The sequence below is a fragment of the Psychrobacillus sp. FSL K6-2836 genome, assembly GCF_038003085.1.
Taxonomy (GTDB): Bacteria; Bacillota; Bacilli; order Bacillales_A; family Planococcaceae; genus Psychrobacillus.
This window is the reverse complement of record NZ_JBBOOM010000002.1, coordinates 45,494-62,658: the sequence shown is the minus strand read 5'-3', so window position 1 is coordinate 62,658 and position 17,165 is coordinate 45,494. Positions and strand designations below refer to the sequence as shown.

The 17,165-nt window shown below is 33.9% G+C and carries 18 protein-coding genes and 1 pseudogene; 5 read left to right on the top strand and 14 right to left on the bottom strand.

Annotated elements, in window-relative coordinates; genetic code table 11:
- Window positions 1–272 precede the first annotated feature (272 nt).
- A complete protein-coding gene (locus tag MKY37_RS21000; RefSeq protein ID WP_277587610.1) occupies window positions 273–1,496 on the top strand; it encodes an IS110 family transposase in 1,224 nt (407 codons plus the stop codon).
- A gap of 322 nt (window positions 1,497–1,818) precedes the next feature.
- Here MKY37_RS21000 and MKY37_RS20995 read toward each other — a convergent pair whose 3' ends face one another.
- From MKY37_RS20995 to MKY37_RS20965, 7 genes are all read right to left on the bottom strand, one after another.
- On the bottom strand, window positions 1,819–2,628 hold the full coding sequence (locus MKY37_RS20995) for an ABC transporter permease subunit (protein ID WP_340780112.1): 810 nt from the start codon (window positions 2,626–2,628) through the stop codon (window positions 1,819–1,821).
- Complete coding sequence (locus tag MKY37_RS20990) at window positions 2,625–3,512, bottom strand: ABC transporter ATP-binding protein (protein WP_340780111.1); 888 nt, start codon at window positions 3,510–3,512, stop codon at window positions 2,625–2,627. Before MKY37_RS20990 ends, MKY37_RS20995 begins: the two co-directional genes overlap by 4 nt.
- Window positions 3,513–3,845: 333 nt before the next feature.
- Window positions 3,846–4,727: an alpha/beta fold hydrolase gene (locus MKY37_RS20985; RefSeq protein WP_340780211.1), complete on the bottom strand. Its 882-nt coding sequence runs from the start codon at window positions 4,725–4,727 to the stop codon at window positions 3,846–3,848.
- Window positions 4,728–5,278: 551 nt separating this feature from the next.
- Window positions 5,279–5,728 (bottom strand): GNAT family N-acetyltransferase, encoded by a 450-nt coding sequence (locus MKY37_RS20980; protein ID WP_340780109.1) that lies wholly within the window; start codon window positions 5,726–5,728, stop codon window positions 5,279–5,281.
- 304 nt (window positions 5,729–6,032) lie between these two features.
- The gene (locus tag MKY37_RS20975) at window positions 6,033–6,263 is read right to left on the bottom strand and encodes a DUF3953 domain-containing protein (protein WP_340780107.1); all 231 of its coding nucleotides are present in this window, start codon (window positions 6,261–6,263) and stop codon (window positions 6,033–6,035) included.
- Window positions 6,264–6,493: 230 nt separating this feature from the next.
- On the bottom strand, window positions 6,494–7,375 hold the full coding sequence (locus MKY37_RS20970) for a methyltransferase (protein WP_340780106.1): 882 nt from the start codon (window positions 7,373–7,375) through the stop codon (window positions 6,494–6,496).
- A 184-nt stretch (window positions 7,376–7,559) separates the two neighbouring features.
- Window positions 7,560–8,117, bottom strand: coding sequence for a GNAT family N-acetyltransferase (locus MKY37_RS20965; protein ID WP_340780104.1), 558 nt, complete (start codon window positions 8,115–8,117; stop codon window positions 7,560–7,562).
- A 435-nt stretch (window positions 8,118–8,552) separates the two neighbouring features.
- On the opposite strand from MKY37_RS20965, the gene MKY37_RS20960 reads away from it, so the two are divergent.
- Window positions 8,553–9,125 carry an SMI1/KNR4 family protein gene (locus MKY37_RS20960; RefSeq protein WP_340780103.1) on the top strand — a complete coding sequence of 191 codons (573 nt, stop codon included), beginning with the start codon at window positions 8,553–8,555 and terminating at the stop codon, window positions 9,123–9,125.
- Between the two features lie 195 nt (window positions 9,126–9,320).
- Window positions 9,321–9,680 (top strand): hypothetical protein, encoded by a 360-nt coding sequence (locus tag MKY37_RS20955; protein WP_340780100.1) that lies wholly within the window; start codon window positions 9,321–9,323, stop codon window positions 9,678–9,680.
- A gap of 99 nt (window positions 9,681–9,779) precedes the next feature.
- Here MKY37_RS20955 and MKY37_RS20950 read toward each other — a convergent pair.
- The 3 genes and pseudogenes from MKY37_RS20950 to MKY37_RS20940 all read right to left on the bottom strand — a co-directional run.
- A pseudogene (locus tag MKY37_RS20950) lies at window positions 9,780–10,567 on the bottom strand (IS1595 family transposase); the annotation flags it as partial.
- A gap of 297 nt (window positions 10,568–10,864) precedes the next feature.
- Window positions 10,865–11,050 (bottom strand): DUF2197 domain-containing protein, encoded by a 186-nt coding sequence (locus MKY37_RS20945; RefSeq protein ID WP_340780099.1) that lies wholly within the window; start codon window positions 11,048–11,050, stop codon window positions 10,865–10,867.
- Between the two features lies 1 nt (window position 11,051).
- Window positions 11,052–11,681 carry a TetR/AcrR family transcriptional regulator gene (locus tag MKY37_RS20940; protein WP_340780097.1) on the bottom strand — a complete coding sequence of 210 codons (630 nt, stop codon included), beginning with the start codon at window positions 11,679–11,681 and terminating at the stop codon, window positions 11,052–11,054.
- Window positions 11,682–11,797: 116 nt separating this feature from the next.
- On the opposite strand from MKY37_RS20940, the gene MKY37_RS20935 reads away from it, so the two are divergent.
- Window positions 11,798–12,292, top strand: a complete 495-nt coding sequence (locus MKY37_RS20935; RefSeq protein ID WP_340780096.1) for a GNAT family N-acetyltransferase — start codon at window positions 11,798–11,800, stop codon at window positions 12,290–12,292.
- A 143-nt stretch (window positions 12,293–12,435) separates the two neighbouring features.
- Here MKY37_RS20935 and MKY37_RS20930 read toward each other — a convergent pair whose 3' ends face one another.
- The 4 genes from MKY37_RS20930 to MKY37_RS20915 form a co-directional block, all read right to left on the bottom strand.
- The gene (locus MKY37_RS20930; protein ID WP_340780093.1) at window positions 12,436–12,852 is read right to left on the bottom strand and encodes an HIT family protein; all 417 of its coding nucleotides are present in this window, start codon (window positions 12,850–12,852) and stop codon (window positions 12,436–12,438) included.
- Between the two features lie 776 nt (window positions 12,853–13,628).
- On the bottom strand, window positions 13,629–14,174 hold the full coding sequence (locus MKY37_RS20925; RefSeq protein WP_340780090.1) for a GNAT family N-acetyltransferase: 546 nt from the start codon (window positions 14,172–14,174) through the stop codon (window positions 13,629–13,631).
- A 543-nt stretch (window positions 14,175–14,717) separates the two neighbouring features.
- Entirely contained in the window at window positions 14,718–14,951 is a 234-nt protein-coding gene (locus MKY37_RS20920) for a hypothetical protein (protein WP_340780089.1), read from the bottom strand.
- Window positions 14,952–16,077: 1,126 nt separating this feature from the next.
- Window positions 16,078–16,695: a DUF5643 domain-containing protein gene (locus tag MKY37_RS20915; protein ID WP_340780088.1), complete on the bottom strand. Its 618-nt coding sequence runs from the start codon at window positions 16,693–16,695 to the stop codon at window positions 16,078–16,080.
- Window positions 16,696–16,974: 279 nt separating this feature from the next.
- Here MKY37_RS20915 and MKY37_RS20910 point away from each other — a divergent pair, with 279 nt between their 5' ends.
- The gene (locus tag MKY37_RS20910; protein WP_340780087.1) at window positions 16,975–17,151 is read left to right on the top strand and encodes a hypothetical protein; all 177 of its coding nucleotides are present in this window, start codon (window positions 16,975–16,977) and stop codon (window positions 17,149–17,151) included.
- Window positions 17,152–17,165 lie beyond the last annotated feature (14 nt).

Below are 17,165 nucleotides of genomic sequence, written 5' to 3'. Positions count from 1 at the left end.
GAAGTAAACCACCCGTTAGCCACCCATGTAGCGCAAAAACAGCGCTACACCACAGAGAATGAAAATGTGAAAACCCGGGTATAGGATACTACGGCTGGGAGAGGAAGGTCGATGAACTATGGTGCCATAGAGCCCATCCGTTAGTCTGACTCCAACGACCACGGTGCATCACAGACTGTCGCTCCCTTACGGGAAGCACTCATGGGAGATTAATCCTACTCTGGTTATTGCACCAGCCTCCAATACTATTTGCCGTAGAAAGGATGATTACCATGGAAGTAATCATTGAACGTGCTTGTGGGATGGATGTCCATAAGGATTCCATTACTGCTTGTATTATTACGCCAAAAGGAAAGGAGATTCAAACGTTCTCCACTAAAACTGTATTTCTATTACAGTTAATTGACTGGATTAAGGAGCATGGTTGTACTCACGTAGCAATGGAAAGCACAGGTGTATTTTGGAAGCCTATTGTTAACTTGCTTGAAGCCGAGAGCATTGAGTTTTTAGTAGTGAACGCTCAACATATGAAAGCAGTACCAGGTCGCAAGACCGATGTAAAGGATGCAGAATGGATTGCCAAACTTCTTCGTCATGGTCTACTTAAAGCAAGTTTTATTCCAGACCGAAATCAGCGGGAATTGCGAGAGTTAGTTCGTTACCGTCGAAGTATTATTGAAGAGCGTGCGAGACAACATAATCGGATTCAAAAGGTTTTAGAAGGAGCGAATATCAAACTCGGTTCCGTTGTCTCCGACATCATGGGTGTTTCGTCGCTTGATATGCTTCGTGCTATCGCCGATGGCGAAAATGATCCTGAGAAATTAGCCAGCTTTGCCCGCCGATCAATGAAGAAGAAAAAGAGTGAACTAGAACTAGCTCTTCGAGGGTATATCAATCCACATCAACGTCTCATGTTGAAAACCATTCTGGTCCATATAGAATTTCTAACTGAGCAGATTGAGCTATTAAACGAAGAGGTGGCTACTAGGTTATCATCCCATCAAGAAGATATAGAACGATTGGATTCCATTCCTGGCATCGCCACTCGAATGGCTGAACAAATCTTAGCCGAAGTCGGTACAGATGTGGAGAAGCAATTTCCCAGTTCAGCGCACTTATGTTCCTGGGCAGGATTAGTACCTGGACATAATGAAAGTGCGGGCAAGAGGAAATCAACCAACATGAAAAAAGGAAACAAGTACTTGAAATCGGCATTAATTGAAGCGGCTCATTCTGTTAGAGGATCCAAAACCTACTTGGGAGCCTTGTATAGGCGCACTGCATCAAGAAAGGGTAAAAAGCGTGCCGGGATATCAGTGGCTCATGCCATTTTAAGAATCAGCTATTATCTCCTAACTCGCAAAGAAATGTACGTAGACTTAGGGGAAGATTACTTTGACAAACAAAAAGAACAATCAATTGTACGATATTCTGTCCGAAGACTTGAAAACTTAGGTTACAACGTTACAATCACTGAACCAAATGCCTCCTAATCCACTCACAATTTAATTCTGCTATAGGCGCTGCACTTTTTTAAAAAATTATTGAGCTGCGTCAGATTTCGTATTGCCTTTTTCCCTAAATCGAAGATTTTAATTTTCATGGGAGTTGTACAAGATAATACAACTTCCCTAAATTCTTATATCTCCAATCATTTCACATAGAGCTTTAGCTATTTTAGACCTTAGAAATTCATCAAAACAGTAGAACAGAAATGAAGATAGAAAAGAAATTATGATACATGCTAATGAGAAAACCTGAATAGATAATTTAGTCAGTCTGATCATTAAGTTCAAACATAGAAATAGGGTGTATTTAAAGTGGTAAATTACGACGTTTAAACACGACAACTGCTGTTGAAAAAGTAAAAAATCCAATTCCTAAAAGAATAAGTGAAGGAATGAATATCTCAGCATCACCATTTGCTATTTCACTAGGATTGTATAATGAAAATGGTGTTATGTTTCTTAGCCATTCAAAATCCAAGCTGATTTTTCCTGCCATGTCTAATCCATAGAAAATAAAAGTTAAAGCAGCAGCTATACCAAGCGACTTTTTTTCGTCATTGCATAAAGATGAAACTAGAAAAGAGTACCCACCAACAACAAAAAACAATAAGAATCCAACCAAGCATATCTGGAAAAATGTATTAAATTCAAGCGAGGTTTGACTATCAATTAACATTTCTCCAGCAATGATACCACCTAAAAATGTTAATAATACTATAAAAAGTAATCCGCTAATCAAGACTAATGCTTGAGTAAAAGCTATTTGAGTACGAGAAACCTTAGTAGAAAGTAAATAAGCCATAGATCCCTTATCAACGAGATGTGCTAACAATTGAGTTGCTGTCATTACACTAAAAACACCTAAAATAATAGGGAAAAACAGACCGAAATATTCAGCAGAAATAAATCCACCATAACTAGTAAGAGAATCAAAGCCAAGCGCGTTTTTCAGTGTTTCAGGGATTATTCTTATTAATTCGTTAATTGCCTCTGCATTTTCTGCAAACAGCGGATATAAAGAAGTCATTAAAACTACATAGAGGGCCGAACCAAACCCAAAACTAAGAAAGTTTTTCATATTTAGTTTTACCATTTGATTGAATAAAGAAATATTCATTTTACAGCCTCCTTCGTATCATAGTAGTTCATAAAAACATCTTCTAAGCTTTGACTAATAATACTTATATTTATAACGTTAAATTTAGATAATTCTTCAATTAGCTCATTGTAATCACCTTGTACCACAATCCGAACAACATTGTCATTAGTGTTTTCAATGATTAAATTAGATCCTTTAATTTTTTCTACATCGTTTTTATTCTCAAGAGTAATATCATAGATTTTTCGTTGCATATATTGAAGATCGTTGATGTTTTTAACAGTCACAATTCTTCCATCCTTAATAATGGCAGCTCTATCGCAAGTTCTCTCTATTTCTGCAAAACTGTGGGAAGACATAATAAATGTTTTCCCTTTTGCTTTTTCTTCTAAAACAAGATCGATAAAGACTTTTTGCATTAAAGGATCTAATCCTGACGTTGGTTCATCTAATATATATATTTCAGGATTGTGCATAAATGTAACAACAATACCTACTTTCTGTTTCATCCCTTTTGACATTTTACGAATTGGTGTTTTAGGCTCAAATTGAAGTCGTTCAATTAATTCATTACGCATTCTATTGTCCTTTAGTCCTTGCATACCTGCCATTAGATTAATAAATTCTAATCCGTTCAATCCATCCATAAAAGAAATTTCTCCTGGTAAATAGCCTACTTTTTCTCTTGCTTTCTCTTGCTGTTCCCAAGTGTTAAACCCATGAATTATAGCAGTTCCTTTTTTTGGCTTCATATACCCCATCAAATGACGAATCGTAGTGGACTTTCCTGCACCATTCGGTCCTAAAAATCCAAAAACCTCACCTTTTCCTACCTCGAAGGTTACATCAAATATTCCCCTTCCATTTGAAAACTGTTGTGTTAAACCATGAATTTGTATCATTTAGCATCTCCCCTACAATTTTATAGATTTTAAGCGTTTTTTAAGTTTCATGGGAGTTGAAGAATGGGTTAACCATTGCAGAAACCTCTACGACTGTTGCGCTCTATACGAGTATTACTCATGGGAGATCAATCGAACTCTAGTTATTGCACCATCCTGCCTTTATTCTATGAAGAATGGAGTAGATTCTTGATTTACCTTTTAACTCCAAACTCAACATAAGCATTCTGAAGGCTCAGACTTTTAGAAAAAGCAATCTCTGAGTCTTTTTGTTATGCAATTTTATAGATTTTGAGCTAATTTTCATGTGAATTTAATAAGAATATAAAGTTGTTAATATTTAATCAGAAATTTTATCAATTCATCTTGCATCTTTTCAGAAGCTTTTCCGATCCAGATTAAGTGTCCCCAACTTTCAAGAATACAAAGCTTCGAATTAGTGATGTTATGTTGAGCATGGTACGCATGATCAATAGAGGCAGCACTGTCATTTTTACTATGTAAGATCAAAGTAGGACACTTTATTGATTGAAGATCAGTTTTGGTTATTTGCCCTGTTTGAATAAGATCGATCATAAATCCATGTCCAGAGCGTTGTCTGTTATTCATCTGACGGAATTTATCAATGTCTTGTTTGTTTATTAGATTGGCGACTTGAGTATAGGGTAGTTTGCTAAACGAAGAGGCCATTTGTTTAAACATAAATTTTGGAAACCGGTTACTTAAGTTTCTAATCAACCTCCATGTATATTTTTCTACGGAAGGACGAAACAAAATTTGAGCTGCTTTATATTCCATGTCTTTAGAGGTAAGCCACTGTTTTGATACTGCTGATTGCAATGTAAGACTTCTTACTCTTTCTGGATACCGTGATGCAAAAAAGAGTCCACTTGGTCCTCCAGCCGAAATAGCAATTACATGAACACTTTCGATATTCAACTTATTCAATAACGTTAGATAAGCATGGCAGGCTGTTTGAAAATCACTCCCAAGAAGAGGATCTGTGTTGCCATATCCTGATCTTGAAGGTGTTATAATAGAATATCCTTGTTTCAAAAGTTCTTCATATCCAAATTCCTCGTAGCAGTTTGAATGTCCGCCATGAAAAACAAGAATTGGTATTCCTGTTCCTACAATTGAATATTCTAATGTTCTTCCTTTATCATCAATCAAGGTGTCAATTACTCTTTCTTGATATTGAACCTGATCCCCCATTAAAGATGGCAATGTAATCACCCTTTCGTTTTTAAGTAAGCTGCAAGAGCTTGGTTATCATATGTACGTTTACTAAAGCAATGAGTTTCATTAATCGCCAACCTACTCCTTTAGTACAAATAGGTTCAACAAAAAAGTGCGAAACCTGCCACGATCTTAAATAAGTCTACTCTATCTATCAATGGTTGATTTTCTTCGATTCCTGGAATCGATTGAACAATCTTGTAATCTTGTAATTCATTTGCCAAGGTCACTATACGAATTTCCAATTCTGAAAGGTGTCCTTGTTACTGAAAAAGCATTTTAATTTACACTTGAAGGTTAATCAAGTGACTGTGATACACCACTTTTTGAAATGGATTTCGAGATGCGGAATCCATTAATTTTTTGACCTTATCCAATGCCCATAGACTAGACCGTCTTGGACAAAACTCCATCACACATTCCGCTAGTTTACTTTCCCCAGCCGCTAGTACATCTTCTGAAGCAAATACTTTTAAATATAAATGAGCAACGTCATAATGACGTTGCTCATTTGACTAACGCACCTGTTAGTTCAACAACTTCATAAAATCAATTCTTGTATAGGTATTATCATAAGTCGTACCATCATCATTATAAAAAGTTGCTTTTTTAATATATGTGTCTGAAATAGCTTCATAACCGTGTTTGTTAATTAACTTTATCATTTTAGGATTTTCGACTGGGTCAATACTAACAAATATCTCAGAAAAACCTAAATCCTTTGCAATATTTTCTCTAAACCTTATTAAATCTGAACCTATACCATTACCACGGTAATCCACTTTTACATAAAGGTCGCTTAATTTGGGAAGTAAAGTCCCACTTAATTTAAGAACTCCAAAACCAAATATATGTGCATTTTGTTCAGCGATTATCAAATATACTTCCTTTCTTGCAAATTGCTTTAAATATTGCTTGAATAAATCTTTGTTATTTCTAATTTTGCATAAATCCGATAAGTCGTTTTCATTTGCCAATCTTAAAATATATTTGATTTTAACTCTCCTTTTTTAGCCGGACTTGTTCAACTAACCTGCCGCGTTAGTTCAATAAGAAAAAGCACCCTTTCAGGCAGCCACTTGTTTGCTAAAGCACTCGTTAGCTTAAAAAATAAATACAGTAATTGCAACAAGAAACAAAATTATATCATCAGGAGAAAAGACACAAATGCGTGTCTTATTTTTTCTTCACCTTCTGCTTTTTCAAACTTTCTCCTATAATCTTTCCAAGCAGAAAATACGCTAAAAAGTCATTAAACCTTCTTGGTTCAATACAACACAGTTATGTAAATAATTTAATTAAAGCAACCAAAATTAGAATTATAGAAATAGTTATGAATATATAACCATATTTTGCTTTTTTGTCTTTTTTAAATTCATCTAATCCTGACAGAAACATCGAAGTACCTAATGACAACATCATAAATGGTATAAACTCAAGCGGAGTTATTAAATCTAAAAACCCAAAAACTACAGCACATATTAATAACGGTATTCTTAATCTGTTTAGCATTATTCGCCTCTTTTTTTAACGTTATTGTTAGATTCAAAATGGTGGGATAAGAATCTATACTTTTCGTAATTTAGTATATAAATAACTCTTTACTAGTACCATTCTTCATTATTTCCTTCTTAAAATTACCTGCTACGTTTGATCAATAAGAAAAAAGGATGACTAAGCAACTCGTAATCTTTAACTAGTGCACCCATTAGTTGAAGAAGAACAAAAGGTGTTGTGATTAATTAACACTTTTTTATATCTCCAAAAGTAATCTTCATGCTGGGTGCGTATATTAAAGAGGAATCCATGTTAAATACTTGTGAAAACAGTAGTTCAGCCTCAAATTGTTCCTGCGCTTCCTTAAATGTAACACCTCGTTTCGTCAAACTTTCAATAAACTGATCCTTATTTATAGGTTCTCCACCTACTCCATCTTCTTTAAGCGAATAAAACAATGTTTTCTTATCTTGTTGATTATCATCTGGGTAGAGGAAGTTAACTTTATCACTTACTCTGCACTCAATGTTCTTCACTCCCAATTCAGATAGATATTTAGGTACTTTTGCTCCAATATTCCCATCATTTCCAGTTTTATTTTTGCTCTCTTCGAATAATTTCTGCAGAATACCAAGTGGAACAATATGTGATTGTTCATATCCTCCAAGTTCATATGATGACATACCTGAAATCCAATGTGGTTCAAAACAAATTATTTTTCCATTGTTAACAATAGAATTTACCATTCTTTGAAGCATTTTTTGGGGTTCGGACATGTGTAATAAAAACGCATGGCAAACAGCAATGTCGTACTTACTCTCTAATACAATCTCATTGGTATCTGCTACAAAGAATTCGGATTCATACGGAAGACCACGAAAATATTCTATCGCCTTATTAATAAGTTGTTGGCCTTTATCTATCCCTGTATATTTAGAGCCTTTCGGTAATAGAGGTAATAATTTAAGTCCTAAATACCCATATCCACAACCAAAATCAATAATATGTACTGGTTTGGAAAACTTCCAAACACTATTCACTAAAAACTCTAAATAGTCATCGTTATAATATAAATCTCTCGTTCTTTTGAGGTATTCCAGTTGGGTATCCCAATAATACTCCTCCATTTAAGTCCCCCCTATCTTTCTTATAAAAAAATACTCTATACAAATCCTACAATTTCTTCCTCGACTATATTGCCGCGTTAGTTCAATAAGAAAAGCTCCCCTTACCGGTAGCAACTTGTTTAACTAAAGCATCTGTTAATTGAAAAAGAAATTTTGTCTTTAAGTTCAAATTTCATTGAAATAATTAAAACTCTTCTTTTAAGATAGAGTACATTTTTAAATCTCGATGTTTCCCTTTCACCAATATACCTTTTCTAATTATCCCTTCAAAAGCCATTCCGGCTTTTTCCATTACTCTTGCTGAACCAGTATTTTCTACATCACACCTTGCTTGAATACGAACTAAATCCATTTCTTCAAAACCGAATTTTATGATTTCCTTTGCTACTTCAGTAGTTAAACCTTTTCCCCAGTAGTCTTTAGAAAGAACATATCCGATTTCAGCGGTTCTATGATTTGGATCCCACCAAACAAAATCGATAGTTCCGATAAATTTTCCATTTTCCTTGCATTCAATTCCCCAAGGTGAAACCTGCTTGTTTTTATATTTGCTCAATACAAATTCAACAAAATCTTTTGTATCAGATATCGTTTCATGGGTATTCCAAGTTACATACTTAGATACTTCTTCATCTGAACCGTATAGATGCATATCTTCAATATCTTCTAAAGTGACTTTTCTAAGAATAAGGCGTTCTGTTTCTAAGATAGGTAGATCACCATATATTTTTTCAACCTTCATTTAAACCCCTCCACTAATTACTTGCTGAGAAATACTACTTCTATAAAGAGGTTGTCTATTCCTCCTTCTTCTTGTTGAATTAAACTGCTAAGTTGGTTCAACAAGAAAAGGCTATGTTAAAGGTAAGGGTTGATTTATAGTGAAATGGTATGGTGACACATACATCTGTTTAAAGTAAATTCACTTTAACTGGATATATATGTTAAAATGTGAACAAGTTTGCGAAGGTTTACACTTAAACTAACGCGGCAGTTTAGTTGAAGAAGGACTTTGTTTGATTAAATAATTATAAACAAAGAATTATTGAGTGGTTGAGGCGTTTTTTAAAAAAAGACCATTAGCTTCTGAAAAATAGAAAACAATTTTAGGATTTATGACCGACTTTATCGCAATGGTCAATATGCACCACGAAATAAATGCGGAAAGAGTGGGAAAATGAAAATAAATGAATTTATTCAGCAATTTTATGAAAGACGTCCTAATGATGATAGGTATGATGTTGCTACAGATGAAATGATTGCAACATATGAACAAACAATTGGATTTCGTCTGCCAGTCTCATTTGTGGAATTTCTAAAGAAATTCTCAAACGGTGTATTTTTATTGGATTGTGAACCCATTGGAGGTGTTAATAAAGACTCGCCTAATTATATTCGTAAAGTCAATAGAATTATCCCTGACATTCCGGATGAAGTTCTAATTGTAGAAACTAATGAGTTGATAGAATCTAATCGCCTTATATCCTTCACTATGTTTGATGCTGGAGATCATTCGAACAATCACTGGGTATTCATATGCGAAGATAACGGTCCTAATCATGAATATAGGGTTGGGTTTGTTAGTCAGATAGAACCGAGGATTGTAAAGGTTTTAGACAATTTCGAAGAATGGTTAACTATATTTTGGAAACATAATGGTGAAGAGGTTGATAGGACATATCCTGTGTTCTACATACTCATCCCATCGTATGATGAGCGAATGGAGACACTATATGACTGGTTTGATTGAACGCCATTTCATTTATCGAAATACTAGTAGTTTGGGCGATTTATTTTAATATCGCTTATTCACTAACAGGTGCTTTACTTCAAGAAGGAGTAAAGCCTTTTTTTCTTATTGAACTAAAGCAGCAGTTTAGTTTAAAAACCATAAGTGAAAATTTAATTAGAAATTAACGATTTACTATGAAAAGGGGGAATTCCTGTGAGATTAAAATACTTTTTCTGTTCTTTAATAGCTATTGCTTTTTTATCGGGTTGCTCCAACGATTCATCAGCTAATATTAACAATTCATCCGCAGAATGGGCTTTTAAGTTTGTTGTTTGGGATGGTTATATTTATCGATTAAGTGACGAATATGTAGATGATATAGTTGAAGAAATCGGTGAAGTAACAAACCATTCAGTTATAGAGGACACGTACTCTGGAAACTTCTCGAATGTGTATGAAAAAGGTACAAAATATTACGCTATGCAAGGAATAAGCACAGAAGAAGCAATTGCTATTGAAGAAGAAGGTAAGTATAGAAAAGCGATTAGGGATGGAAAGTATGGAGAAAAATAACTTTTATTTTTTACTAACGGGTGCTTTAGTAAAAAGTGGACCTTAAACAATGGGCTTGGAGATACATTTTCCTTGCTCATTTTTATGTGCACTTTTTATTTAGAATGCATAGTCTCTCTGCCTTAACTTGTCTGCGGTTTCCCATGTTCCATGAACACTTGCCAAGATAAGCATTTGCTTTTTATTTACTCAAATCGCTTTCCATTTTTCTATTGTCTAGGAATTGAAACCACACTAAATAAAAGGTAAATACTTCGTAGAAACACCATTAAAACGACTTTTCCATTTCTTTAAACAGGAGTGGTAATTATTAATATTATTGAGGTGGTAGATGCCTTTCTTTACATATTCTTTCTTACCTCCGTTTATGATGATGTGCCCCACATCGTTAGTAGATGTGTAAGATTTGTGAGCATCGGAAATAAGCACCCTATCATTCTTAAAATGCGATGTAAGGCAATTTGTTCCATTAGAATCCTACCTGAACCTACCAATTTTGAAAAGGGTGTTTTGTTTCGGTCTCTAGCTACTAATACACAGACTTGTTCATTGGAAATACCTCTTTTGGAAGCAGAACCGCCACGTTTTCTTGGTTTGCGATTCAGAATAACTCTTCGTCCTTTATGGCTTTCTAAGAAGTATGTTTCATCTACTTCTACGAGTCCTTCAAATATACCGATGCTTTCTTTAGTGAGAACAGACAGCACTTTATGCCTCCAGTAAAAAGCGGTTACTTGAGTAATGCCAATTTGCGAAGCTGTTTCACGAAGCGATAGACCATTCAACATACACTCTATAAACGGAATCCATTTATCTGCCTTTTTCAAACGATACATAGGGGAAATGGTCAAATCACTGCTTAATTTATGACAATTTTTGCACTTATAAGTGGTAAATCAAAACAACCAATTGTAATTAAACTCACTCTTCGTAGAACCATATATAATCCTCCTCTTCGTTAGTTCAAGAAAAAAGTGCCACCCCAAAACTTCTAGAAAAGCACACCTTCTGTACAACAATTTGCATATATTAACTTATTTGACACAATCACAAAAAAAACTTCTTCTTCAATTAAACTATCCCTTTAGTTCAATAAAAAAAAAAGGCTTTACTCTTTCTTGAAGTAAAGCACACGTTAGTTTAAATACATTATTTCACAATCTATTAGGCTACTCTCCAAAAAACTATCTAAAGAAATTTTTAATTGCATCAATTCTTATCTTATGACTACAATCGTCGCAGCAAAAAATCTTACTCTTTCTTTCCTTAAATTGTTTATATTTTAGTGAACCTTCGTATTCTTTGAATGTTCTTTTACAACTATAACAAAGTATCTCATAGTAAATCACTGTTATCCTCCTTAACAACATATTACTTTTTAGTTGATTTATCGAAGAGTGTAACCAGTTCTCTAGTGTATTCCTGAACATCTAAATGAGACTTTTTCATTAATTCAAGGGTGAATCCGTCAATGGCATTTCTTATTGTTAACGCCATCACTCTTGATGATGATCTTGTAAATTTTCGGAAAATTCCTTCTTGCATCCCTAGAGTAAGAATATTTTCAATTGGAAGTAAAATAGTTTCATCATGGTCTGAAGCAAATCGAAATTTACCATCAGAAGTTCTCTTATTAGAAACCACTTCTATAACAGCGATAACATGTTTCCGATTTTCTTCTATGAAAGTTAGATTGGATTCAATATAAACCCGAAGCATTTCTTTAGGAGATTTTTGAGCTTCTATTAGTGGAGCAATATAAGATTGCCAAGCCATATAGTATTCGATAGCTATTTGATCCAATAAATCCTCTTTATTTGCAAAGTGATAAGAAATAACTCCCTTACTGATATTTGCACGTTTTGAAATTTGTCCTAAAGATGCTTGAGCGTAACCTATTTCAGCAATAGTTTCAATTGCACATTCCACAATTTGAGTTCTACGGGCTTTTTCAATGAAAGACATTTCTTTTTGGTTAGTTGGTTTATTTTTTTTACTCATGTTTTTCTTTTAGAACAGTCGTACAACTGCACACAAGAATATACGTTCTATTTTCCTTGTTCACTATCGATTAATAGACTATACTTAAATCATTACATATAATGGGGGTAAATATAATGCTTTCTAACAACTTAAAATCTTCAGTTGTACTGGTTGAGTACACCGATACTTACGATGAACACCTATCCAACTATCATTTACCTGAAGATCAACTACAATTTACCAGTATGCCTTTGGATAGAATTAATATTCCTAATGCTTCCAACAGTGCTAAACATGTATTAATTCTTGAAAACAGTGTTCCCGTAGGTTATTTTGCTTTAGAAGATGGCGAAAAGCTTTTAAAGTACAGCGATAACACTGATGCACGTTTGCTGACAGCTTTCTCAGTTGATTCGAGAAATCAAGGAAAGGGATTAGCAAAGAACGGGCTCCAGCTATTACCTGAGTTTGTTAAGAATAATTTTCCCGGAACTAACGAAATTGTCCTCGGTGTCAATAAGAGAAATACGCCTGCTTATAATCTTTATTTAAAAACAGGATTTGTAGACGAGAACGAATTTTATGAAGGCCCAAATGGTCCTCAACACATTTTGCATTTGACGGTCTAAAAGGAGAGCTATAAGGCTCTTCTTTTGTTTCTAAGACGAATTATTGGTCAGATGCTCTTATTCAACTAACCCTGTCGCTTTAGTTCAATAAGAAAAAAGGATTTACCCCATCTTGAAGTAAAGCACCCGTTAGCACAATAAGATTATGTTTGTATCTTTAACTTTACCCTTTTATTATCAGGCTGCTTTAACCAATAACGAACACCCTTACCTGCTAATGGCTCATCATTGTATCTTGGTATAACGTGAAAATGACTATGGAATATCTCTTGGTTTGAGACCTTTCCAACATTCCAACCAAGTGTATATCCATCAGGAGAGTATTTACTATCCAGTATTTCTTTTGCTTTTTGTAGTAAATCGTATGTATCGTTCCATTCTTCTTTTGTTAATTCAAAGGCATTTGCCTGATGTTTTTTAGGAACTATTAATCCGCAACCTTCTAGAACATCTTGCTGTTTATTGTGTTGTAAGAAATAGCAAGTTTCATTTTCAAGAACTATGTTTTGGTCTTCATCCCTGTTAGGATTACAAAAAGTACAACTTGAATCGTAATTCATACATACCTCCAAATATTAGAATAATTAAATTTTAACATAGAAGTTTACTTGTTTCTTGTTCTACAAAACTGCCGCTTCAGTTCAATAAAAAAAGAGTTACCTTAGCAACCCATGATCTTTACTAAAGCACCCGTTAGCCACCCATGCAGCAAAAAAAAAAACGCTGCACCACAGAAGATGAAAATTGTTACAGAACGGGTATAGTTCAGTATGGCTGGCGAAGAAGGTCGATGAACTATGGTGCCTTAGAGCCCTTCCGTTAGTCTGACTCCAACGACCACGGTGCATCACAGACTGTCGCACTCTATACGAGTAGCACTCATGGGAGATTAATCCTACTCTGGTTATTGCACCAGCCTGCCTTTATTCTAAGATGAATGGAGTTGGTATCTGATTTACTATTTAACTCCATATAAACGTTCTGAAGGCTCAGCCTTTTTTTAAAAAAAACTTATTCTGAGTCTCTTTTGTTATGCAATTTTATAGATTTTGAGCATTTTTTAATTTTCATGGGAGACTAGTTGATATGATGATGTGAAGTTGTAATTGTTAGTTTTTGTGTAAACATAATAACACTCCTTATTTATAAGAATAATAATAAAAATATTCAAACCATTTGTCAAGTTATTTAGAGAGTAGGTTATAAATTCTCTTTTGAGGGGACTATTTCAAGAACCCTTTTTAAAAGTCATCCTTGTTCAACTAAACTGCTGCGTTAGTTCAACAAGTAAGAAGAGCTGCCTAAGCAGCCACATGATCCTTCACTAAAGCACCCGTTACTTGAATAACTTATACCAATACAAAGTGGTTTCAATATTTGGATTATATGACATCTTTAATGTGTCAACCCCACCTAGTATGAAACCTTGTTTCACATAAAATCTGCACGCTCCAAGATTATCATCTTGAGCTTCCAGGGACATTCCTATAAGTTTTCTTTGCTTTGCCCACTCTTCCGCTTTATTTAAGAGTAACTTTCCAATTCCGTTTCCTCGATATTCTTTTTTAGTAGCAATGTTTTCAATATAACAGAAGCGATTCCAATCCTTTATTATTCTAATTTGTCCTATGCAAGTATTATTCATATAAGCTAAAAACAAAGATTTATCCTCACGGTTTATATATTGGCTCCAATCAAGTTTGTCATCTGGAAAACGTATTTCTCTAGTTTCATCAATAAGAACTACTTTATAAGACCATTTTCCTGATTGTAAACTGGGGACAACCCTACCATACACTTTAAAATAATCATTTGACTGAATGATATCCTCAATTAACTCATTTTTTAATGAAGAAATAATGATTTTACTTTCTTTATCCATTTTACAACCTCCCTTCCTATTTCTATTTTTTAGAAAAATTTAGTTAGCACAAACTATAGTTAAACCCTATCCTATTAAACTAACCCTACTTCTTTAGTTCAATAAGAAAAAAGGCTTTACTCCTTCTTAAAGTAAAGCACCCGTTAGCCATCCATGAAGCGCAAAATCAGCGCTTCACCACAGAGAATGAAAATGTGAAAAACGGGTATAGGATACTACGGCTGGCGAAGAAGGTCGATCAACTATGGTGCCATTGAGCCCATCCGTTAGTCTGACTCCGACGACCACGGTGCATCACAGACTGTCGCACTCTATACGAGTAGCACTCATGGGAGATTAATCCTACTCTGGTTATTGCACCAGCCTGCCTTTATTCTTACTAGAATGGAGTTGATTCTTGATTTACCTTTCAACTTAATATAACCACTCTAAAGGCTCAGCCTTTTTTTAAAAAAGCTATTTCTGAGTCTCTTTTGTTATGCAATTTTGTTGATTTTGAGCATTTTTTAATTTTCATGGGAGTTGAAGAGGTAAGGAGCTTATTCAACAATCGTCCCGACTGTTGATTAAATCACTATCTTTTCTAAGCATCTTGTAAAAACCTTCAATAATCGGCAAACCCGTTAATAATGGAAAAAGAATATTAAACCATAAAGGTGGTTTGAAAGTTATAGTACTATAAATAACTATAAGAGCTATAATCCTAAAAGTAATGTCAGCAATTAAATTGTGTTTTTCAGATTTAAACATTGGAACCTCTTCTGTAAATTCTATCACTCACAGTATCACCCTTTCCATCTCCCGAAACATTGTTCAACAAAATGTCCCACTTGTTGAACACAAGTTAAACAACACTCTTCAACTAACCTGTTGCGTTAATTCAAGAAAAAAGTGCCATCCCCAGACTTGAAGTAAAGCATGCGTTAGCTTAATAAGAACTTTAATATCGAGTCATTTGGAATTTGTTCATAATTGTGTAGCTTGCAAAATACAATGCGGAAGTTCTTCGCCTTTTTTGAAAAATTGTTAGTCTAATGACTTATAGCCTTTATCAAAGAGCCAATGTGCGAAAGTTGCATAATAATTATTACAGTAGAGAAGGCGATTACAATTAAACAAATCGCTTTTATTAAATTATAAATTTTATCACTCAACTTATATCCCAACCTTTCTTTTTTACTATTCCTATATGATGATAGACGGAATTAAATATTAGTTGTTCCTTATTTATCCACCATCTTATTGAGCTAACCTGTGGTGTTACGTCAATAGGCAAAAGGCTTTAATACTTCTTAAAATAAAGCACAAGTTCTCTATTCATGGAACACACCTTACCTTTAAGTATTGTTTTCACCTCAAATTCACGACCACCGATAGAATACCTAAATTTCATAGTGTTCTAAGTCATTTTTAGACAACTTGGCTTTTAAGTATGTTTCAACTTCGGGTATATCATTTTTATCATATACATCTATCGATATAACAGGGTCAGTAATCCCGATTTGTCTACTTTGTACTTCATACTTATCAAACAAAGTATTTACAACCAGCTCTGTACTATATGGCTCCTGTTACGAGTACCAAAATACTCCAGACATTACAATAATACTCGTTAAAATTAGTGTTCCAAGTTTTCTTTTAACACCCATTTTTTTCTCCTCCGTAATTTGTTTATTTGCAAATTCACTATAATATAAAAAACTTCAATACAGATAAATAGTTTATAAATCAATCATACGATCTTACGCTTGAAATGCTATCGTAATATTCAAAGAATATTGATTGTTTCGGAAATCGAATCTTCAACTAAACGGCGGCTTTAGTTCAATTCGAAAAAAAGCTTTACTCCTTCGTGAAGTAAAACACCTTTTAGTTTAAGAAAGAGCAAAAATTCCTCTTGAGTTTATTCACTTTCTTTAAGGGGAATCTCCATTCTTAATTCGTCAATATTTTCACTTGTACTACTAATGTACGGCTCAATAATTAAGTAATCTGGAATATGCTTTAATGGTTCATACTGGACACTCGTATCCAGTGTTATTTTTCCATCTATATTTTCACAATCACTACAACCACCGCCACCAGCACTTATTTCTTTTAACATATTCCCTTTATCATCATATAAGTGAAAACGTATAATTTGGTTTAGTTCTTCAGCATTAATTGGTTCGGTTAAATCAAAGTTTATTTCTGTTGTTGCTGATGTAAAAGTTACTTTTTTCATTCTAATTTTATAATCTTTAGAAGTAGCTTCGTCCATAACAAGAAACGATTCTCCCTCAATTTTAGTGATCGGAATGTTCAAATTCCAGTTACCTTTATTTCCATTAAACTCATCGAAAGATATAGAAAAATTAAAAGAATCCCTTTTCAATTGATTAGGAACAATAAAACTCTCCTTGACTGCCTGCCCCACCATAAAAATCCATTTCATCAATTTTAAATGATGCGTTATTACTTCCTCATATTCTTGGAAAATCTTTATAAATGCTTTATCATTCCCTTTCTTAGCTTTTTTCACCAATTGTATTATCTCAATTCACCCTCTCATTTTTTGTCTTACACCTATTAGACAATACAAAGTTCAATTTAGCTTAAACTTTTATAATAAAAATAAAAAATCGCCTAAAAGACGATTTTTAGAAAGTTAAATTATCTATTTCGGTATGCTCTTATTAAACTAAACTGCCGCGTTAGTTCAATAAGAACCTTCTCTTTTATTACTCATTATAAATTGTGATTTACCAAAAACAATCTTGACCAATTATGTTATACTCATCTTAAAAAAGGGGGTTATTAAATGGTTAAAATTATCGCTATTTTGCCTTTACTGAAGTTCTTTTTTTATGTGGTTGTCATTGTTTTTATTATTTGGTTCGTTGTTTGGATTTTTCAATCTCAAAAAGAACGCAATATCTTACTTAAAGAAATTTCAAATAAACTGGACTATCTAGAGAATATTAAAAAGGGAGATTGATTATCTTACTCTAT